Raw genomic sequence first — 21,046 nt, forward strand, 5'->3', positions numbered from 1 at the left:
ATTATTTAATTGCTACTTTATGTAAAATTTTATGTTTATATATTGCTTCATAAAAATTAAAACCTAACAATATAAACCAAAATATTTATAATTGATACATAAAATACTAATAAAGGCGTAAAATGCAGGAACTAATATCCAAAGCTATTTGCTTAGCCACAGAATTACAAACAAATATTCAAGAAAATATTTCCTTAGAAGAGAAAAAATTTCATTTAAAAATGCAAAAATTACTATCTAACCCTAAAAATAAAATCCTGCTAATTGAATTACTTGATAAATCTTTTCGCTCTAAATATAATAAAGCAAAATTTGAATCAATTTCTTATATTTTAAATAAATATGGCATAGGAGATTTTTTCACTACATTTGAGAAATTTTTATTATTTTGTTTTTTAAATATTGGAAAATTTGCACCAAACCTTAGTGTGCCATTTTTTATTAATAATATTCGCAAAGATACTCAATCTCTAGTATTAAATAAAGATTCTACATTTTTAAAAAATCACATAAAAAATAAAGGGTATATAACTGTAAATATTAATTTTATTGGTGAAGAAGTCTTAAGTGAAGAAGAGAGCAAAGCTCGTATAAAAGAATATGAAAATGCCCTAAGAAGTGAATATATAACATATATTTCAATCAAAATTACAACGATTTTTAGCCAAATTAATATAATTGATTTTGAATATTCTAAAAATGAGATTGTAAAAAGATTAGACTATCTATATGAAATTGCAACAGAAGAGCAATCAAAACAAAATAGAGAAAAATTTATAAATTTAGACATGGAAGAGTTTAAAGACCTAGAACTAACTTATGTTGCATTTATGGAATCTATTGCTAAGTTTGATATAAATGCAGGAATTGTCCTTCAAGCTTATTTACCAGATTCTTATCACTATCTTAAAAAGCTTTTATATTTTTCAAAAGAACGTGTAAATAGCGGTAAAAAGCCAATAAAAGTTAGAATAGTAAAGGGAGCAAACATGGAAAACGAGGAGACAATTTCTTCTCAAAAAGATTGGGAATTACCCACTTTTAGTAATAAAACTGATACAGATTCTAACTATAAAAAAATGCTTCTCTTAATATTAGAAAATGATAATTTTAAATACATCAAAATTGGTATTGCTAGTCATAATCTCTTTGAAATAGCCTATGCAAAAATACTAATTGATAGCAAAAATGCACAAGATTCTTTTAGCTTTGAAATGTTAGAGGGTATGAGTATGCAGGCAAGCAAAGAAATTGCTAAAAATAGTAAATTGATTTTATATGCCCCTGTATGTGATATAAGCAACTTTAACAATGCTATTGCATATCTTGTAAGAAGATTAGATGAAAATACTGCTAAAGATAATTTTATGAGACATTTCTTTGGGCTTAAGGTTGGTGATAGTGCTTGGGAGAGGCAAAAAGAATTATTTATAAATTCTTGTAAAAACATATCACAACTTGATAATTCCACAAAAAGAATTCAAAATAGAAACATGCCTCAAAATAAAGATAATAAAATAGATTTTAAAAATGAAGCTGATACAGATTTTACCCTAAGTGAAAACAGAAAATGGGCTATTAAAATAAAAGAAATATATGAAAACTTTACAATCCAAGAAATATTTGCACAAAGCAAAGAAAGATTAGAATCTAGCGAAACTTTAGAAATTAAAGAAAAAATCAATAATGAGGTGATCGCAAAAATACATATTGCAAATAAAAATGGCATTAATCAAGCTCTAGATTTTGCCCTGCATAGTAATTTTTCCACACTATCTTTAGAACAAATACATAATCTTTTAATAAAAGTAGCAGAAATAATAAGAAATAAAAGAGGTGACTTGATAGGAATAGCTACCTTAGAGGTTGGAAAAACTTTTATAGAAGTTGATGCTGAAGTAAGTGAAGCGATAGATTTTTTAGAATTCTACCCATATTCAATAAAAAAACTCAAAGAAAATAATCCAAATACTACTTTTAAACCTAGAGGAATTGGTGTTGTGATAGCTCCGTGGAATTTTCCAATAGGAATTTCAGTAGGAAGTATCGCCTCTGCTCTTAGTGTTGGCAATCGTGTAATTTATAAGCCATCTAGTCTAAGCTCACTTTGTGGCTTTAAAATATGTGAATGTTTTTGGGAAGCTGGTATTCCAAAAGATGCTCTAATATACTTGCCCGCTAGAGGAGAGGATATTTCAAAATATTTAATAAATCAAAATGAAATAGCATTTGCTATTCTAACAGGTGGTGAAGATAGTGCATATAAAATGCTATCATCTAATCCAACATTACTTTTAAGCGCAGAAACAGGAGGTAAAAATGCAACTATTGTTACAAAAAATGCAGATAGAGAACAAGCTATAAAAAATATTATACATTCAGCATTTTCTAACTCTGGTCAAAAATGTTCTGCAACTTCACTACTAATCTTAGAAGAGGAAGTTTATAACGATAAAAACTTTTTTAAAAATTTAAAAAATGCAACAAAAAGCCTAAATGTTGGTTCTCCATTTGAGCTAAAAAATAAAATTGGAGCTCTAACTCAAAAGCCAAATTCTAAGCTTTTAAAGGCTATTAATGATAAGGCTAAAAAGTGGCTTATTCCCCCTAAATTTAAAGGTGATAATACATATTTAATGTATCCTTGCATTGAATATGATGTAACTATGAATGACTATGTTTATAAACAAGAACTTTTTGCTCCACACCTAAGTATAATGAAGGCAAAAGATTTAAATGATGCTATAAATATTGCAAACTCCACAGGCTATGGGTTAACAGGTGCTTTAGAATCTCTAGATGAGAGGGAATGGGAAATCTATAAAAATAAAATTGAAGTTGGTAATGCCTATATCAATAAGCCATCAACAGGTGCGATAGTTTTAAGACAGCCTTTTGGTGGTATTAAAAAAAGTGCTATTGGATTTGGGCGAAAAGTAGGGGTGTATAATTATGCTATTCAATTTAGTAGAATAGAGCAAGAAAAGCTAGATTCTAATATTATTGATTGTGATTTTTCAAAACAGCTAGAATCTATGCTATCAATATTTAATTCAAAAAATAATTTAACTCAAAAAGAAACTAAAGATGAAATTTTATGTGTCATAAATAAAGCTAAGAGTTATGCCTACCATTATAAAAATGAATTTAGCAAAACTCATCAATTTATCAAAGTTAGAGGTGAGGATAATTTATTTCTATACACAAAGATTAAAAATATGTTATTTAGAGTAAGTGAAAATGATAATTTAGAAAGCATTATTAGTGTCATTGCAGGAGCATATATTGCAGATATTCCACTTCAAATTAGTATTGAAAAAAACCTATTTGAGAACTATTTAAATGAAGGGTTAATAGAAAATCTTAAAAATAAAATGAATTTAACAATAATTATAGAAAGTATAAAATCTTGCATAAAAAAAGTAGGTGATTTTGAGAGAATTAGATACCACAAAAATATTAATGATGAGCTTTATTTAGAATGTGCTAAAAGAGGAAAAATCATTATTAGAGGAAAACCTCTTTTAAATGGCAGGTTTGAACTATTGTATTATTTTAATGAAAAGAGTATTAGCATTTCTTACCATAGATATGGTAACTTGGGTGCTAGAACAATAGATAAAGGATAGATTATGGAAAGTGTAAATTTAAATATAGAAATTATTATAACTTTTATTGTATATTCCATTTTAATGCTAGGAGTTGGTTTTTATTTTTTTAAAAAGAATAAAACACCTGAAGATTATTTCTTAGGTAATCGCTCTATGGGTCCTATGGTATCTGCATTATCAGCTGGAGCTAGTGATATGAGTGGTTGGTTGCTTATGGGACTACCCGGAGCTTTATATGTATCTGGCTTAGTTGAAAGCTATATTGCAATTGGGCTTAGCATTGGAGCTAGTTTTAATTGGATTTTTATAGCAAAAAGACTTAGAATCTATACGAGCGTAATTTCAGATTCTATTACTATACCTGATTATTTTGAAACAAGATTTAGTGATGATAGCCATATACTAAGGCTTTTATGTGCAATTATAATATTAATATTTTTTACATTCTATATTAGTAGCGGGCTTGTAGGAGGAGCAAAACTATTTGAAACAACTTTTGGTCTTGATTATAACTACGCCTTAAGTATTGGAACTATAATAATAGTAGCATATACATTCTTTGGTGGGTATAAGGCTGTATGCTGGACAGATTTAATTCAAGGTCTATTAATGATGAGTGCATTAATTATTGTAGCAATAATAATGTTAATACATTTAGGTGGGGTTAAAGAAGTATATAAATACATATCAAATTCAGATAGTGCAAGAAAAGAATTGATAAATTTTTACAATACTACACTAGATTCTATGTTACAAAATGACAAAACTTTGGAAGAAAATATCCCAAACTTACTTGAGATTCTAAATAATTCAAAAGATAGTATTATTAATTTAACATTCAACACAAGTAGTATGAAAGGTTATAGACTTATATTAGAACAAATTGACAGTATAAAAATAAATGGAAATAAAGAATTTGAAGAAATTAAAAATATGATAAAAAATAATACAGGATCTAATACAATTAAAGATAAAATAAATAACCTACCACCTAATATACAAATAAAAGCCTCTATCCATACTTTTAAGCTAGTACAAATGTTAAGTAATGCAACATTAAAAGAACAAAAAGAAATTTTATTAAACCTTAGAGATGCACAAATATCTACCAATAATTCTCGTCTAAATTTCTTTGATGGAATCTCTATGCTTGGCATTATTTCTGCTCTTGCTTGGGGCTTTGGATATTTTGGACAACCGCATATTTTAGTGCGATTTATGTCTATTCGCTCTACAAAAGATATTCCAACAGCTAGCATTATTGGTATATCATGGATGGTAATTAGTCTCATTGCTGCATGTTTAATTGGGTTATTTGGTATTGCTTATGTAAATAAATTTAACTTAAATCTAAATGACCCTGAAAAAATATTTATTGTAATGAGTCAAACTCTATTTAATCCTTGGATATGTGGAATATTACTTAGTGCAATACTAGCTGCCATTATGAGCACTGCTAGTTCTCAATTACTAGTATCAAGTTCAACAATTGCTGAAGATTTTTATAAAAGAGTTTTTAAAAAAAATGCTAGTCAAAAAAGTGTTATGTTCTGGAGTAGAACAGGTGTACTTTTAGTTTCAATAATAGCATTTCTAATATCCACAGATAAAAACTCTAGTGTTCTTGCAATAGTAGCTTATGCATGGGCTGGATTTGGAGCTAGTTTTGGAAGTGTGATTTTATTTTCATTATTTTGGGGTAGAATGACTAGATTAGGTGCTATTGCGGGAATGTTTGTAGGAGCATTTATGGTAATTTTTTATAAAAATTATTTAGCAGAGGCATTAAATTTCCCAATATATGAAATAATACCTGGATTCTTTTGTGCAAGTATTGCAATAGTTATTGTAAGCCTAATGCAACCTGTTAGGAGCGGAACAAAACAAGCTTTCGAAACTATGCTAAAAGAGATAAAAAAATAATATTATACTAGGGTTTATAACCCTAGTATTTAGAAGATAAAGAAAACAAAAACATACTTTAAAAATATTTGTTTAGTGGCCGGGAGAGAGGGATTCGAACCCCCGGAGGTGTTACCCTCAACGGTTTTCAAGACCGCCGCTTTCAACCACTCAGCCATCTCCCGCATAAAATATATTGGAGGCGACACTCGGATTCGAACCGAGGAATCAAGGCTTTGCAGGCCCACGCCTTACCACTTGGCTATGTCGCCTAAATAAATGGTGCCCGAAGCCGGACTTGAACCGGCACGGAAGCAATATCCGAGGGATTTTAAGTCCCTTGTGTCTACCAATTCCACCACCCGGGCTAAAATGGAGCGGGAAACGGGGATCGAACCCGCGGCCCCAACCTTGGCAAGGTTATGCTCTACCACTGAGCTATTCCCGCATAAAAAGTGAATTGTATCCAAAAAAAAGATATAATTCAATAAATTTTGCTTTATAAAGTTTCTAAAAAGAATATCCCATTGAAAGATTTGCTAGAACCAACTTTCCTAAGCCATCTTTAGATTGATATATACTTTTACTACCATCTTTTAGGTAAACAGTCGCTGATGCTCCAATGCTAAGATTATTTGTAATAGGGATATTAATCCCTCCACCTACAATATAAGCTGTGCTATCTGGAATTCCAATTTGATCTTGTGGCACTGGTGATTCATCATAAGCAAAACTTGCCATAAGTATAGTTCCACTATCAAACCTATATGTTAAACCCACTCTATAAGCATTGGTATCTTTCCAACCTTTACCCATAGCAACAGCATCATAATTTGCTAAATTCATCATACTTTCTATCTGTTCTTTTGTAAAACCAGCAATAATACTATTTGGGTTTAAAGCACTAAATGTAGGGTTACTAAAACTAAAATCAAACTTTTTACCACCTGCCCACAATATTCTCTCATAAACTAATTCTAATGTTAAATTATAGATTCTTTGCGCTACACCAATTTTAAGCTGTGCAGGTAGCTGAGTATCTAATAGTAAATCTGCTTTCATATTTATATCACCAATAGATCCGCCTATATAAGTATCTGCATCAAGTTTTCCTTTAAATTTAAATTTTACAGGAGAGTCGAAAACCCCGCTAATAGTTAGAGAATAATTTTTTGAATTAATAGGACGAAATGTAACTCCTGCACGATATCCAAATGCTAAATCTGCTCCATTACTCCTTTGATCTACTTTAGTAGAACCCTCTAAAGAAGTTGTAATATCCATATCACCCATACCAAAGGCTTGTGCTACTTCTTTAGCTCCCCATAAATATTTATATCCTCTAGGAGCACCATCAGAATCTGTTTCACTTGGACTAGGGTAACTACAAGGTCCTGGGTTACCTATTTGAAGATTCCCACTATAATCATAAAATGTCCCTGTATAGCAATTAACATATACCGAATTAATATTATATTTTCTTCTTATTTCAGAAGCATCATCCATTATACTCCCCATATTTTGACAACCAAAGAACCCGCTTGTAGTATTGCCATTTTGAATACAATAATTCACTCCATTTATAAATTTATATCCTTTTGCTTGACCAACATTTGGGATATGTGTCGTATATGTTGCATTTGGGACAGGGTTAAATAATGTTGGAAGACATATTGCTGTTTGGGAAGAACAAGTTTTATTATTATACCTCCATTCAAGATTCCCATTAGCCCACTCATTTTGATAATGATTCCAATTATTTTTCATAATAGCATTTGCTTGAGCAACATTGCTATTATATGCAGATATATTATGAGCATCACCTAAAGCTCCTACTGAAGGCAATCCAAACCACCTATCCGGATTAAAAAGGGTAGGATTATTATATCTTTCTGTATTATTCCAATGTGCTCCCCCTCCTACAAAAAGTCCAGCAAAACCACTCACAGCTGTAGCAGTATTGACCTGATAGATTAAATCCTGCATAGCAGCTGGCACCATCTCATCTGGAATTGCATCATAATCTTTTAAGTTTGTTAAAACACTACCATTTAGTGGAACATAAACTGTATTATTAAAATTACCCAAACCATAGAGAATTCTAGGGCTTATGCCTATACCTATAATCTCTTTATATTGATAACTAATAGAAGGAGATAATTCAATCATTGCTATCATAACATCTTTTAAAAATGCTCCAGCCTCACCATTCCAAGTCATAGCAAGACCGCTGGGTGCTGTGAAAGCTACCCCTACATTAAAACCACCACCGTCATAATTAAGAAAACTTTTACTTTTATAAAATATCTTAGGCACAGGAAAAATAGTAGTATCTGCAGAACCATCTACCACTGCACCAGATGAATCATACCCCAACTCACCATGTTGATTAAGGTTTCCGCTCCCTCCGTGAGGCAAAACAATAGGATCTTTAAGAGAATCTAGATTTACTCCAAAAAATTTTGCAAAATCTAGTGCTGTTTGAGAAAGTGGAATCTTCATTGTAGTGTTTGAAGTAAGCCCCCAATTTATACTCCCCTCGCCTAGTTTCTTTGTCCTAGTATCTGTGCTAAAATCAAAACTAGGAATATAAATAGCAGTTAGAGAAATTTCTAAATCGTGTTTATCTTCTCTTATACCATCTAAAAAGCCCATATTAGCAGGGTTAAAATAACTAGAATCTGCTCCATAAACAGCAGCAACATAAGCTGAACTTAAAGCTATAGACCTTAAACTTTGTTCATTAATTTTAAAGCCAGATGAATGAAGCATACAAGTAAAAACAAACAATAGAATATAAATTTTTATTTTATTTAAAATACGCATAATTATAATTAAATACTCCAAAGATATAAAAACTCAAAATATAACAAAATTTATTTTCAAAATATTTAAGAATTTCTAGCACTTATCCACTTTTGTGCAATGCGAAGTGCATTTGTAGCAGCACCAACGCGAATTTGATCAGCTACACAAAAAAGATGAATAATACTTCTATCATAATAATCACTTCTAATTCTACCTACATAAGTATTATCACTCATCGAGGCAATATATGGCATTGGATATTTTAGATTCTCAATATCATCAATTACAACGATATTTTCTGCATCTTCTAAAATCTTCCTAATATCGCTACTATTAACATTGCAATCAAATTTAATACTTATTGCCTCACTATGACTTCTTAACACAGGTACACGAACACAAGTCGCACTAATTTCAAAATTTGAATGCATTATCTTATTACTCTCTTTTATCATTTTTAATTCTTCTTTTGTATAACTATTGTCTAAAAAAATATCAATTTGAGGTATAAGATTAAAGGCTATTTTATGAGGAAATACATTATTATCTATATTTTTATCTTGTAAAAAATCATTTGTTTGTTTTAATAATTCATACATTCCTTTTTTTCCAGCACCACTAACTGCTTGATATGTGCTAACATCAACCCTTTTTATACCAAATTTCTTATGAAGCGGGGCTAAAACCTGAACCATTTGTATTGTAGAGCAATTTGGATTAGCGATTATTCCCTCATTTCTCCAAAGTGCTATATCTTCACTATTTACTTCAGGCACTACAAGAGGAATATTTTCTTGCATTCTAAAATGGCTTGTATTATCAATAACAACAGCACCAGCCTTAACTGCACTCTTTGCAAAAGCGGCACTTACACTTCCTCCAGCTGAAAAAAAAGCTATTTCAACACCCTCCTTAGCAAAAATTTCATCATCACATTCTTTAACTTTATATTTTTGATTTCTAAAATTAATAATCTTACCTGCACTATTTTTACTAGCTATTGGTATTAATTGCTTAATAGGAAAATTATAAGCATCTAAGAGATTTAAAAGTTCCTCACCAACAGCACCAGTTACGCCAACTACTGCTACTATATATTCCTTATTGCAGATTTTTATATTATTATCTTTCATTAGTTTACCCTAGTAAATATAGTTAATTCAAAAGAATTATATCTAAAATAAATTTAAGTTTGATTTGCTTAGTTAATTGAAAGTTAATGACTTAATATGTGGCTCCGGATGTAGGATTCGAACCTACGACCAAGTGGTTAACAGCCACCTACTCTACCGCTGAGCTAATCCGGAATAAACTAGAATGCGGATTATAATTTAAAATAATAATAAAGTCAATAAAGTTATTTGTCTTTACTAAAATATGCAATATCTTAGAAGTATTTATTGTAGAATAATATTCACAATATTAATTTTTAATAAGGAGAAGTGTATGAAAAAAATATTGGTAACTCTTATTTTATTTACTAATTTTATTTTTGCTAATATTGATATTAATACTGCAAGTAAAAAAGAGTTAATGACTTTGGAAGGAATTGGTGCTAAAAAGGCAGAACAAATAATTGAATATAGAGAAAAAAACAAATTTAAAAGTATTGATGAGATTAAAAATATAAAAGGAATTGGGGATAAATTATTTAATAAAATCAAAACAAATATAACAATAGATTCTTCTAAAAAAGATAGTTCTAAAAAATAGATATTATTTCTTTTGTATATTTTATATGCAAAAGAAAGATTAAACAAAAACTTTAATTGAAGTTTAATAAATCTTAAAGATTAGTATTATTTATTTGCATTAAAAGTATTTTCTTGTAATAAATGAAATGATATAAGTTTTCCCAAATGTTATTCTTTCATCATAATCTATAACCCCATTATTCCCTTTTCTATTTTCTATCATTTTTTTCATAGGCATACTAAATCTAAAAACAAACTCTATATCTTTGTGTAAATAGCTAAGTCCTGCATTAATATGGTAAGAATGATTTAAGTATAAAACATTACTTGTTTTCTCATCTCCAAATTTACTTTCAAGTATAGATTCATACGACCTTCCCCATAAGCTAATCCCTGCACCACCAAATATACCAATATTCCATATACGCAGTGTTAAATCTGCATTTAGTGCTGTATTAAACACATAATTCCAAATACCTTGTTTTTTTAATTTATAATAAGAATCTTTAGAGATTGCACTATTAGGATAAGTATTAACAAAAACATACATCCAAGTTAAGCTACCATATAAATCCAGCTCAATCATTTTATGAAGACGGATTTTAGCTCCTGTTTCAATATTTGGTCCTACACCTGAAGCAGTGTCTAAACATACTGCCTCTTTACAATATGAATTATAAAGGTTTTTTGGCTTAGGAAATTGTGGTATTGGATAATTAACAGGCTTAAATTGCTCAATTTTATCATTAAAAGTTCCTACCGTTAAGCCACTTCCAATATAACCTAAAACCTTATCATCCTTTGCTTGCAATAATTGAAAATATAATGTTCCTACAAGCAATAATCTCACTAACTTTTTCATATCCTAATCCTAAATAAACATAATAAATTATAGATTTAAAACATATCAATATAATACTTATTAACTCGGTTTATATGATGTTACTAATTAATAATACCATATAAGATTATTAAGATAAAATAAACTTTGTTACTTTTAGACTTAATAGCTTAGAATAGTTTTTTATCTTCATAAAATGTATTTTCTTAAATTATTAAATGATTATTCATAATATTTACTTATTATTTTCTCTAATCTTCCATCTTCTTTGATTGATGATAGAATCTTATTAATGTTTTCTAGCAACTCTTTATTATCTTTACTAACACCTATAGCATAGCTCTCATTAGTTAGGGCAATATCAATTATTTTTGTGCCTTTATTTGACTTTTGTAAAACTTTTGCTGGCATTTCATCAATAATTACTATATCAACTTGATTGTTTAGCATTGCAGTTACTGCCATAGCCCCATTTGTAAAACTAAGGATTTCTGCTTTTTTAAACCCATCAAAACCCCAATCTTTATCTCCTTTTGCATAAAATTCTCCCGTAGTTCCTGCTTGAACACCTATTTTTAAATTTTTTATTGAATTAATTTTTTTAACAAGATTAGTAGAATCTAATTTATTAACATCAAAAAATCTTTTATCATTTTCTCTTACTAAAATCATTTGTGCAGCGTTAAAATAGGTGTCGCTAAAATCAATTACCTGCTTTCTAGTGTCATTTATAGCAAGCCCAGACATTGCAATATTTGAATTCTTAGATACAACTGATTGAACTACAGAATCAAACTCCATATCATTTATTACTAAATTTAGCTTTAATTCATCTGCAATAATTTTTGCAATCTCAATATCAATACCCTTAAATTCTCCTCCATCTATGTATTCAAAAGGTGCAAAATTAGCAGCAGTCGCAACGCTTAAGTTATCATTCTTACAGCCTATAAACAGGCTAAATACTGCCATAATAATTCCTAAGATTTTATATTTCATTAAAGTCTCCTTTTTAAATATCTTAAAGCAAAATTTTACAATATATTATTAAAGATTTTTTTAGATAAAATTAAAATGAATTTACAAAAGTTGGAGCAAAAAGTGAAAAAGCAATATGATATATATTCTAAAATATTTTATTTTTCATTATTTTCTGTATCTGCAATGACAGTTTTAGGAAGCACTACTATTGCACCATCTTTACCTAACCTAGAAAAGCATTTTAATAATATAAAAAATATAGAAATGCTAAGTAAGTTAGTTCTAACTCTCCCTGCAATTTTTGTAGTAATTTTTTCTCCAATTAGCGGATATTTATTTGATAAATTTGAACGTTTAAAAATCATATACATAGCAATGATTACTTGGAGTATTAGCGGATTTATTGGATTTTTCTTAGATGATATTTATTATATTTTAACATCAAGGGCTATTTTTGGAATAGCAACTGCATTTGTAATGACCGGTGCATCAGCACTAATAGCAGACTACTATATAGGAGCAAAAAGAGAAAAAGCACTTAGCATTCAAGGCTTTTTTACTGCATTTGGGGGAGCATTATTTTTAATAATGGGAGGGTTTTTATCAAACATTGATTGGCGTTATCCATTTTTAGTGTATTTGCTTGGATTTATAATCTTTGCATTTGCATTTAAAGTTTTATTTGAGCCACAAAGGTTGCATAAGCAAATTAGCCAAAGTAATGAAAAATTTAACTTTATAAAATTTTTACCTATATACATAATATCATTTTTTGCTATGTCAATGTTTTACATTATACCAACACAAGCACCATTCTTTATTACCCATATTTTAAATAAAGGAGGGGAATTAATAGGAATTTCTCTTGCAATTTCATCTGTAATAACAGCATTTAGCTCACTTTTTTATACTAGATTAAGAATATATTTTAAGCTAAATGAAATGTATTGCATTGGATTTTGTGCTATGGGAGTTGGATATTGTCTAATTTATATTTTTCACAATTACTTAATACTTTTAACTTCATTCATTTTTATTGGTTTTTCACTTGGTATTTTGCTTATTACAAATAGCTCTTGGTTATTTTCACTAACAAATGATAGTATAAGGGCAAAAGCTTATGGTTTTCTTGCTAGTTCAGTATTTATGGGACAATTTCTCTCACCATTTATAACCCAGCCTATCGCATATAGGTTTGGAATAATAAATATGTTCTTAATATTTGGAATATTACTTTTAGCTATAGGGGTAATATTCTTAAAAATATTCAAGAATATTTAATCTGTCTTATTGCTTCATAAACTACTATACTTACAGAATTTGAAAGATTAAGACTTCTAGCATTGTTAAACATTGGTATTTTAAAGACTTGAGAAAAATTTGATTTTATTAGTTCCTCTGGCAACCCTCTATCTTCTCTACCAAAATATAAAAAACATTCATCACAAAACTTTGCATCAAAATAATTCTTTTGTGCTTTTGTGCTTAAGAAAAAATGATTATCAGCAATCTTATTTGATTGTAAAAATAAACTTAAACTATCCCATTGTATTAGATTAATATCTTTAAAATAGTCCATTCCAGCTCTTTTTAACCCTCTATCATCTAATATAAATCCTAATGGATGAATTAAATGAAGCTTTGAGTTGGTAGCAAGACAAAGCCTCCCAATATTACCTGTATTTTGTGGGATTCTAGGTTCAAGTAAAACTACATTTATCATTCAATATATTCCATAAAATTTAGTATAACTTCATAAGTATTATTATCCTTTATTATGTTAAATGTAAAATTTAGCTCACAACTTAACTTATCTAATATTTTTATACCTAATTTTGAACTAAAAAGATTAATCTCTGTGCTTTTTACATTTTTAATATGCAATTTATTCTCTCCTATAAAAATATTAATTGTAGAATCTTTTTTTGCATAAGTTACCGCATTTTCAAAAATAGACATAAACATTTTTATAAATAATTTCTTCCTTGCAATAAGTCTAAAATCATTGCCCTTAATTTCTATGTTTAAGCTTCTATCTTTTAATAAAATTTCTACTTTTTTAATACATTCTTTAACCTCATTTAAAACACTAAAATTCTCTTTATCATCAAAATCAAAAATATTAAAATAAAGCATACTTTGAATCTCCAGATAAAGCCTTTGAATATCCTCATCAATAGCTTTTATAAAACTAGATTTGGAATAATCTTTATTATCTTTATAATTATCTAATCTTGCCTTAATAATTGAAAGTGGGGTTTTTAACTCATGTGTTGCTTGTGTAAAAATCTCTTTATCTTTTTTTCTAAGATTTCTAAATCTCCTAACAAGCATATTTAAGGCACTTTCTAATTGGTAAATCTCACTTGCTGCATATTTATCATTTAAATAAAATTCATTGTCATCTTTATAATTTTTACATTGTTCTGCTATGTGGCTAAGTGGAAGTAACATTTTATGTATAAAATAAACACCTAAGATTCCAACTACAATCAAAAATATTAAATGCCAAAAGATAGAATTAAAAATAGTCTCATAAATATGCTTTTTTATCTCTACATCTGTGCTTTTTAAATTAAAATAGATTCCATTATTTAATACTTTAAAGACAGCAATTTCATTGCTTTTTGGTTTATAAACAGATTTGCTGAAAAAAAACTCTATCTCTCTAGCACCACTTTTCCTAAGCACTGAAGTCATATGAGGAATACTATATAAAAAAGTTAAATTTGTTTTTTCTTGGTCTTTTTTAACATAATCAAGACTTTCACTTAATGCGTGAGTCATCAAAATCTCCAAATCCTCACGTTTTTCATTGTTAATATAAATAATGCTTAAAATAATATTTATGACAAAATACACACTAATTAATAATAAAAAAAATATAGTGATGCGGCTTTTAAGGGAGCTAAATTTAGTCAATCATAAACCCTCTAGTTTTTATTGTTTTAATAAATCTTGGATTAACTTTTTTGCGAATTCTAGAAATAAGTTCATCTACACTATTTGATAGTATTTCTTCTGGATACATATAGATAGAATCTATGATTTCATCTCTGCTAAATATATAACCTCTCTTAGATAAAAGCAAAAATATTAGTTTTGCTTCATTTCTGCTTAAAGCAATGGCAGAATCCCTCACTCTAACTTGTTTTGTCTCTAAATTAATACTTACATCTTCAAAATTATAAATATTTGATATAAATCGCCTAGACAAAGCATAAATTCTAGCTTTTAACTCTTTATTATCAAATGGTTTTTCTAAATAGTCATCAGCTCCTTTTAAAAGACCGCTAACCTTATCATCAACACTACTCATAGCACTAATTACTAAGATTCCCATATTTTGATTGATATTTTTTGCATATTTAATTATCTCATTCATAATATCAATCCCATAAAAATTCCTATCAAGAACTAAAACTTGATAAGTATAAGAATCTAAGTAGGATTTTATTTCATCTTTACTGCTGACTGCATCAACACTAAAACCCTCATTTAATAAGCTTTGCTTTATTAATTCCAATAATGTTATCTCATCATCAGCAATTAGGATTCTCAAAAATTATACCTCATGTAAATCCCTCACATAAATACTTAATTCATTTTTACTAATCATAGAATATAATTTATTTATAATTCTATCTTTATTTTCATTTTTTACAAATAGCTCAAATTTAGCAAAATCAACTCTTCCTGTAACCATTTCTTTCGTGCTTTTTAAAAGCCTTGAGCTATATTTTTTGCATTCAAAAAAATAAAAATTATCAAATCCCTCACTAAGCAAAGTATCAACAATGACATCTTTATAATTACTTTTAAAATAAATACTAATTTCAATCATATAATTTCACCTTTTTAACTAAATATATAAACATTGGTGGCAAAATAAGCAAAGTTAATATGCTTGAAGTTACAAGCCCTCCTAGAATTACTATTGCTAAAGGTCTTTGGACTTCAGAACCAACCCCGCTTGATAAAAGCAATGGAATAAGCCCAAGCCCTGCAATAAATGCAGTCATTAAAACGGGTCTTAGCCTCCTTTTTGCCCCAACCTCAACTGCTTGATTTAAACTATATCCTTGCTTAAGTAAAGATATAAAATAGCTAACCATAACAAGCCCATTTAAAACTGCAATTCCAAATAATGCAATAAAACCAACCGAAGCAGGAACAGAAATATACTCACCACTTACAAATAACGCTATCAATCCACCAGTTATTGCAAAAGGAATGTTTAATAAAATCAAAAGTGAAATTGAGATTGATTTAAAAGTAAAAAATAATATAAAAAATATTACAATAATGCTTAGAGGTATAATTGTCATAAGCTTTTTACTTGCTCTTTGTTGATTTTCAAACTGACCTCCATATTCTATTCTATATCCGTCTGGTAATGTAATTTCTTCATTGATTTTTTGTTTAACTTCATCTACATAACCCCCTAAATCCCTTCCCTCAACATTACTTCTAACAACACTCATTCTATAAGTATTTTCTCTATTTACTTGCACAGGACCATCTATTTGAGTTATTTTTGTAAATGATGTTATTGGAACAGCATTGCCATTATTTGATACTAATTCTAATGTTTTAAATTTATCAATATCGTCTTGAAGAGTAGAATCCATTCTAATTAATACGGGGGTTAGCTTAAAATCTTGCGGTAAATTTATCACTCTAACTCCATCAAGTGAGGCTTGTAAAAACTTCCAAAACTCCATAACATCAATGCCCAAATTTGCCATACTAGCTCTATCAGGCTCAATTTGCAGATATGTAAAGCCTTCATTTAGTGTAGTAAAAATTTCACTAGAGCCATTTATATTTGACAATAATGAAGATATTTGATTACTAAGATTATTTAGTTCATCAATATCACTACCAAAAATCTTAATAGCAACATCTCCTCTAGCACCTGTTAGCATTTCTGATGTTCTCATCTCTATTGGTTGAGTAAAGCCAAAGCTAATACCTTTAAAATCACTCAATGCCTCCTTAATCTTATTTTGAATTTCTTCTTTAGTTTTTACTTCCCACTCATCTTTTGGCTTTAGGACAATAAAAGAATCACTTTGATTTAGCCCCATAGGGTCTAATCCTATCTCATCGCTACCTGTTCTTGCTATTATGCTTTTTATTTCCCCAACATTATCCATTAATTGCTTTTGGATTCTTAAATTTAAATCCTTTGATTGTGAAAGTGAAATTGATGGAGGAGTTTCAATGCTTAATATTATATCTCCCTCATCAAGAGTTGGCATAAACTCACTTCCTATAAAGAAAATTAAAGAAATACTTGCTGCTAAAAAACAAAATGCACCTAAAAATACTATTTTTGAGTATTTTAATACAAAGCTTAATAATGGCGAATATAAGTAATGAAATAACTGATTTATTTTTGTATCTTTATGCTCTTCTTGCTTTAGTATAAAAGAGCTAATTGTAGGGATAATAGTAAGTGATAGTATTAATGAGCCAAAAAGTGCAAATACTATTGCTATTGCCACTGGTGCAAAAAGTTTTCCTTCTAACCCCTCTAGTGTAAGAAGAGGTGTAAAAAATAATATAATAATCAAGATTCCACTAAATACAGGTAAAGCAACTTCTTTTGCGGCACGATATACTATATGAAGCTTTGGCAAAGTTCCACTATTCTCTCTGCTACTCTTCTGCTCTCCTAAATGTGAAAATATATTCTCAACCATAACAACAGCAGAATCTACCAACATTCCAACAGCAATTACTAAGCCCCCTAAACTCATTAGGTTTGCACTCATTCCAAATATTTTCATCATAATAAATGCAAAACCCAATGCTAAAGGTAAAATTATGCTAACTGCAATAGCTGCCCTAACATTTCCTAAAAATAAAAATAATGTAATAACTATTAAAACAATAGCCTCAATTAAAACTTTTGTTACACTATCTACAGCTTTTTGTGTAAGATTACTTCTATCATAGAAAATATTTATATTTACTCCATTTGGCAAATTTGGCTTAATTTCTTCTAATCTTTTTTTAATCCCTTCTATACTTTCTTTTGCATTTGCACCTTTAAGGGAGAGCACAAGTCCTTGCGTTGCTTCTCCTACTCCATCTTTTGTAACAAAACCTAATCTTGTTAAATACTCATCTTCTACTTTTGCAAAATTCTCTAATCTAACAAAACCATTTTTAGTTTGTATTGGTATCTTGGCTATTTCATTTATATTTTGAACACTTGATTGAATCTTTACAATCAAAGATTCTCCTGCTATATTAATGCGTCCTGCACCTGTATTTTGCAAGTTTGAATTAAGGGCTTTCTCTATATCGCTAATATTAATACCTAAATTTGCCATTTGAATAAAATTTGGCACTATGGTAATAGCCCTAGCTTCTCCTCCTAGTGAATTTACATCAGCAACACCCTTGATATTTCTAAGTGAAGGGCGAATAGTAAAATCTAGTAGTTCTCTCTTTTCTTTTTGTGAAATATCACCTTCAATAGTAAACATCAACATTTCACCTAGAGGTGTAGTTATAGGTGCCATTCCTCCGCTAACTCCAGGAGGCAAGTCATTTATTACATTACTTAGCTTTTCATTTACCATATTCCTTGCTTTATAAATATCCATACCCTCTTCAAAGTCTATCGTAATATCTGCTATGGCATATTTTGAAACACTGCGTAAATTTTTTTGTCCCTCAATCCCAAGCAGTTCACTTTCTAACGGACGCACAATTCTATTTTCAACCTCTGTTGGTCCCATACCCGGTGCTTTTAATATAATCTTGACTTGAGTTGAGGATATGTCTGGATAAGCATCTATTGGCACACTAATAAAAGAAAATATCCCTATACAAATAACTGAAATTGCAAAGATTATCATTATAATTCTCTGTCTTAAAGAAAACTCTATAATTTTTGTTAGCATATAAATTCCTTTTAAATTTATTAATTTAATTTATAATCACTCAAAGCCTAAATCACTCATAGCACCCTTTAGAGTGATAATTGAACCATTGGCTATTTGTGTTTTAGAATTAAACTTATCTTTTGCAATCACATAGCCATTATTAACTTCTTTTATAATGTTAATTTTGGTTGGCATAAAACCCTCTTTCGTCTTAACAAACACAATATAATCATTGCTAAATTTTGTAACATTATCTTTCTTAATAAAAACTGTATTATCTGGGTTTTTAGAAAGTATAAATACATCTATATTCCCGCCATATTTAAGGCTTGCTGAAGTAAGAGTTGCTGTTGCAAAAATCGAATTTGATGCCTTATCAATAGCAACAGATTTAGATTCTATCTTTCCAACCTCGCTTTTAATTCCATTCTCAAGAATATATACCTTAGAATCTTTTGCTATATCAGAAATAAAATTTTGTGGGATTTTTATATTTGCTAACATCTTTTTATCTTTTGTAATTACTATGTATGGCACAAATGCCTCAATCTTTTCTCCACTTTTACTAGGGGATAGGGCTAAGATCCCATCAAAACTTGCAATGACAGGATAACTAAAACCATTAATATTTGTAGTAATTCCAATTTGAGTTATAGTGCTATTTAAATCTCTTAATCGTAATTCTAATTCATTTGCAAGAAGATAACTTTGTTGATATTCTCTTTGAGAAATAACACCATCATCATATAATGCTTTATCTTTTTTTGCATTATTTAAAGCAATATCAAGTTTTACTTGAGTATTTTTATATTCATAAATTAAATTTGAAATAGCATCGCCCATAACCTCACAAATTACATCACCTTTTTTTACAAACTCTCCCTCTTTTTTATTTACTTTTGCAATAGTAATTTCAAAAGGGCTTATTTGCTTTAATGAGCCTTGATTACTAAAATCAAGATTAGCATTAAAAGGACCAACCAAAGAATATCCACTAAAATCCATTACATCAAACCCAATACCAAGCTTCTTAGATTGCATATCATTTAATACAATTTCATCATATCCAAAAACTAAATTCACAGCTAATAATGCTAATATTATTTTTTTCATTTTATACTCTCTCCTATAGTTTCTTCAAGTAGTGATAATAAATTTATATAATTTAATTTTTCTTGTGTAGTTTTAATTTGTGAGCTAAGATAGGCATTCTTAGTATTTAGATATTCAAAAACGCTAATTGAGCCTGCATCATAGCCTTTTTGCATAATCTCAAACAAAGCAAACGCATTTTGTTCATTTTGCTTTGATATATTAATTATTTCTTGTTGTTCTTTTATTTGAGCATTATAAGAGTCTATATTTTGCTTTATTTTTTGTTTGCTAATTTCATTTTGCCTTAAACTTGCACTTTGAAGTTCTAAAAGTGCTTTTTGCTGGTAATTTGACTTTGGTGTAACAGGAAATGGGATAGTAACTTTAAAATCAATGCTATTTTGTCCAAATGTATATCCTGCACCAAACTCTAATGCATCCATTTGGGAGCGACCTATAACTTTTGCACTTTTTTCATAATCTGCTGCATCAAGCGATAAAATCTCATTATATAAAGAATTTTTCATTCTAGATTCAAAATCAATGCTTGGTAAATAATAAAAATCTAAATCAATAATATCACTAAAACTATCATCTCCTAACAAAACCTGCAAACTCCTAAGTCTAGATTCTACTAAAGCATTTTGTGCTTTTAATTCTGCTAAAGCAATAGAATAATCACTTTGAAATCTAAGTAATTCTGCTTTTGAGATTCTAGAGGCACTAAACCTCTTCTGTGCTATTTCATAAAGATTTTTAGATAATTCTTCTTTATTTTGGTATATCTTTAATTGTTCTTTAAATATTAAGTATTCTAAATAAGACCTTTTTGCACCAATCTCTAAAATATTTTTTTGTAATTGGGTAATTTTCAAATTCTTTGTAGTTTTAATATCATAACTTTCTTTAATAACACTTGTAACCCAAGGCATTCTAGGGGTTATCATAAATAAAACTTGAGCCTCAACATCAAACTTCTTTGTAGCCCTATTCCTAACAAGACTTGGGGTAATCTCTGCATAAGGGCTATCCCACGCATTCATAGCATTACCTTCTGCCATTATTGATTTTGTAAGAGCTTCTTGCATAACAATATCTTGTGAATTGTTATATAATTTCTCCTTAAATTCTTCATAGTTTAGCTCTTTTGCACTTAGTATATAAATACAAAAAAGCATTAAAATTATTGCTTTCATATTCCTCTCTTTTATA

Annotated in this window: 15 protein-coding genes and 5 tRNA genes; 4 read left to right on the forward strand and 16 right to left on the reverse strand. The window is 29.0% G+C overall.

Annotated elements, in window-relative coordinates; genetic code table 11:
- Positions 1–122 precede the first annotated feature (122 nt).
- Both CQA44_RS00750 and CQA44_RS00755 read left to right on the forward strand, forming a co-directional pair.
- Complete coding sequence (locus CQA44_RS00750; RefSeq protein WP_115545372.1) at positions 123–3,629, forward strand: bifunctional proline dehydrogenase/L-glutamate gamma-semialdehyde dehydrogenase; 3,507 nt, start codon at positions 123–125, stop codon at positions 3,627–3,629.
- Between the two features lie 3 nt (positions 3,630–3,632).
- Positions 3,633–5,534 carry a sodium:solute symporter family transporter gene (locus CQA44_RS00755; RefSeq protein ID WP_115545373.1) on the forward strand — a complete coding sequence of 634 codons (1,902 nt, stop codon included), beginning with the start codon at positions 3,633–3,635 and terminating at the stop codon, positions 5,532–5,534.
- 76 nt (positions 5,535–5,610) lie between these two features.
- Here CQA44_RS00755 and CQA44_RS00760 read toward each other — a convergent pair.
- The 7 genes from CQA44_RS00760 to CQA44_RS00790 form a co-directional block, all read right to left on the reverse strand.
- Positions 5,611–5,698, reverse strand: a tRNA-Ser gene (locus CQA44_RS00760).
- A gap of 12 nt (positions 5,699–5,710) precedes the next feature.
- Positions 5,711–5,785: transfer RNA gene (locus CQA44_RS00765), tRNA-Cys, on the reverse strand.
- A gap of 8 nt (positions 5,786–5,793) precedes the next feature.
- A tRNA-Leu gene (locus CQA44_RS00770) sits at positions 5,794–5,881 on the reverse strand.
- A 5-nt stretch (positions 5,882–5,886) separates the two neighbouring features.
- Positions 5,887–5,961 (reverse strand) — tRNA-Gly (locus tag CQA44_RS00775).
- A gap of 62 nt (positions 5,962–6,023) precedes the next feature.
- Entirely contained in the window at positions 6,024–8,339 is a 2,316-nt protein-coding gene (locus tag CQA44_RS00780) for an outer membrane protein transport protein (protein ID WP_258864855.1), read from the reverse strand.
- Between the two features lie 65 nt (positions 8,340–8,404).
- A complete protein-coding gene (locus tag CQA44_RS00785; RefSeq protein ID WP_115545374.1) occupies positions 8,405–9,454 on the reverse strand; it encodes an aspartate-semialdehyde dehydrogenase in 1,050 nt (349 codons plus the stop codon).
- A gap of 99 nt (positions 9,455–9,553) precedes the next feature.
- A tRNA-Asn gene (locus CQA44_RS00790) sits at positions 9,554–9,628 on the reverse strand.
- A 139-nt stretch (positions 9,629–9,767) separates the two neighbouring features.
- Here CQA44_RS00790 and CQA44_RS00795 point away from each other — a divergent pair.
- Positions 9,768–10,034 (forward strand): helix-hairpin-helix domain-containing protein, encoded by a 267-nt coding sequence (locus tag CQA44_RS00795; RefSeq protein ID WP_115545375.1) that lies wholly within the window; start codon positions 9,768–9,770, stop codon positions 10,032–10,034.
- A 99-nt stretch (positions 10,035–10,133) separates the two neighbouring features.
- Here the strand turns inward: CQA44_RS00795 and CQA44_RS00800 are convergent, their stop codons facing one another.
- Both CQA44_RS00800 and CQA44_RS00805 read right to left on the reverse strand, forming a co-directional pair.
- Positions 10,134–10,877: a hypothetical protein gene (locus CQA44_RS00800; RefSeq protein ID WP_115545376.1), complete on the reverse strand. Its 744-nt coding sequence runs from the start codon at positions 10,875–10,877 to the stop codon at positions 10,134–10,136.
- A gap of 201 nt (positions 10,878–11,078) precedes the next feature.
- On the reverse strand, positions 11,079–11,855 hold the full coding sequence (locus CQA44_RS00805) for a transporter substrate-binding domain-containing protein (protein ID WP_115545377.1): 777 nt from the start codon (positions 11,853–11,855) through the stop codon (positions 11,079–11,081).
- Between the two features lie 102 nt (positions 11,856–11,957).
- On the opposite strand from CQA44_RS00805, the gene CQA44_RS00810 reads away from it, so the two are divergent.
- Positions 11,958–13,118: an MFS transporter gene (locus CQA44_RS00810; protein ID WP_258864856.1), complete on the forward strand. Its 1,161-nt coding sequence runs from the start codon at positions 11,958–11,960 to the stop codon at positions 13,116–13,118.
- Here the strand turns inward: CQA44_RS00810 and CQA44_RS00815 are convergent.
- The 7 genes from CQA44_RS00815 to CQA44_RS00845 are packed head-to-tail and all read right to left on the reverse strand — an operon-like array spanning position 13,105 to position 21,030.
- Positions 13,105–13,560 carry a tRNA (cytidine(34)-2'-O)-methyltransferase gene (locus tag CQA44_RS00815; protein WP_115545378.1) on the reverse strand — a complete coding sequence of 152 codons (456 nt, stop codon included), beginning with the start codon at positions 13,558–13,560 and terminating at the stop codon, positions 13,105–13,107. The genes CQA44_RS00810 and CQA44_RS00815 overlap by 14 nt on opposite strands.
- Positions 13,557–14,759 (reverse strand): HAMP domain-containing sensor histidine kinase, encoded by a 1,203-nt coding sequence (locus CQA44_RS00820; RefSeq protein ID WP_115545379.1) that lies wholly within the window; start codon positions 14,757–14,759, stop codon positions 13,557–13,559. The genes CQA44_RS00815 and CQA44_RS00820 overlap by 4 nt, the downstream gene beginning before the upstream one ends.
- Complete coding sequence (locus CQA44_RS00825) at positions 14,752–15,399, reverse strand: response regulator transcription factor (RefSeq protein ID WP_115545380.1); 648 nt, start codon at positions 15,397–15,399, stop codon at positions 14,752–14,754. The genes CQA44_RS00820 and CQA44_RS00825 overlap by 8 nt, the downstream gene beginning before the upstream one ends.
- Before the next feature lie 3 nt (positions 15,400–15,402).
- Entirely contained in the window at positions 15,403–15,681 is a 279-nt protein-coding gene (locus tag CQA44_RS00830; RefSeq protein ID WP_115545381.1) for a DUF3240 family protein, read from the reverse strand.
- On the reverse strand, positions 15,674–18,757 hold the full coding sequence (locus tag CQA44_RS00835; protein ID WP_115545382.1) for an efflux RND transporter permease subunit: 3,084 nt from the start codon (positions 18,755–18,757) through the stop codon (positions 15,674–15,676). The genes CQA44_RS00830 and CQA44_RS00835 overlap by 8 nt, the downstream gene beginning before the upstream one ends.
- Before the next feature lie 36 nt (positions 18,758–18,793).
- Positions 18,794–19,852, reverse strand: a complete 1,059-nt coding sequence (locus CQA44_RS00840) for an efflux RND transporter periplasmic adaptor subunit (protein ID WP_115545383.1) — start codon at positions 19,850–19,852, stop codon at positions 18,794–18,796.
- Positions 19,849–21,030 carry a TolC family protein gene (locus CQA44_RS00845; RefSeq protein ID WP_115545384.1) on the reverse strand — a complete coding sequence of 394 codons (1,182 nt, stop codon included), beginning with the start codon at positions 21,028–21,030 and terminating at the stop codon, positions 19,849–19,851. Before CQA44_RS00845 ends, CQA44_RS00840 begins: the two co-directional genes overlap by 4 nt.
- Between the last annotated feature and the right edge of the window lie 16 nt (positions 21,031–21,046).

The sequence above is a fragment of the Helicobacter sp. MIT 14-3879 genome (assembly GCF_003364125.1).

Excerpts from the sequence above, each read along its gene's own strand:
- CQA44_RS00815 (WP_115545378.1), bottom strand. The coding sequence starts at position 13,560 with ATGATAAATGTAGTTTTACTTGAACCTAGAATCCCACAAAATACAGGT.
- CQA44_RS00780 (WP_258864855.1), bottom strand. The coding sequence starts at position 8,339 with ATGCGTATTTTAAATAAAATAAAAATTTATATTCTATTGTTTGTTTTT.
- CQA44_RS00795 (WP_115545375.1), top strand. The coding sequence starts at position 9,768 with ATGAAAAAAATATTGGTAACTCTTATTTTATTTACTAATTTTATTTTT.
- CQA44_RS00845 (WP_115545384.1), bottom strand. The coding sequence starts at position 21,030 with ATGAAAGCAATAATTTTAATGCTTTTTTGTATTTATATACTAAGTGCA.
- CQA44_RS00755 (WP_115545373.1), top strand. The coding sequence starts at position 3,633 with ATGGAAAGTGTAAATTTAAATATAGAAATTATTATAACTTTTATTGTA.
- CQA44_RS00805 (WP_115545377.1), bottom strand. The coding sequence starts at position 11,855 with ATGAAATATAAAATCTTAGGAATTATTATGGCAGTATTTAGCCTGTTT.
- CQA44_RS00785 (WP_115545374.1), bottom strand. The coding sequence starts at position 9,454 with ATGAAAGATAATAATATAAAAATCTGCAATAAGGAATATATAGTAGCA.
- CQA44_RS00800 (WP_115545376.1), bottom strand. The coding sequence starts at position 10,877 with ATGAAAAAGTTAGTGAGATTATTGCTTGTAGGAACATTATATTTTCAA.
- CQA44_RS00830 (WP_115545381.1), bottom strand. The coding sequence starts at position 15,681 with ATGATTGAAATTAGTATTTATTTTAAAAGTAATTATAAAGATGTCATT.
- CQA44_RS00750 (WP_115545372.1), top strand. The coding sequence starts at position 123 with ATGCAGGAACTAATATCCAAAGCTATTTGCTTAGCCACAGAATTACAA.
- CQA44_RS00840 (WP_115545383.1), bottom strand. The coding sequence starts at position 19,852 with ATGAAAAAAATAATATTAGCATTATTAGCTGTGAATTTAGTTTTTGGA.
- CQA44_RS00835 (WP_115545382.1), bottom strand. The coding sequence starts at position 18,757 with ATGCTAACAAAAATTATAGAGTTTTCTTTAAGACAGAGAATTATAATG.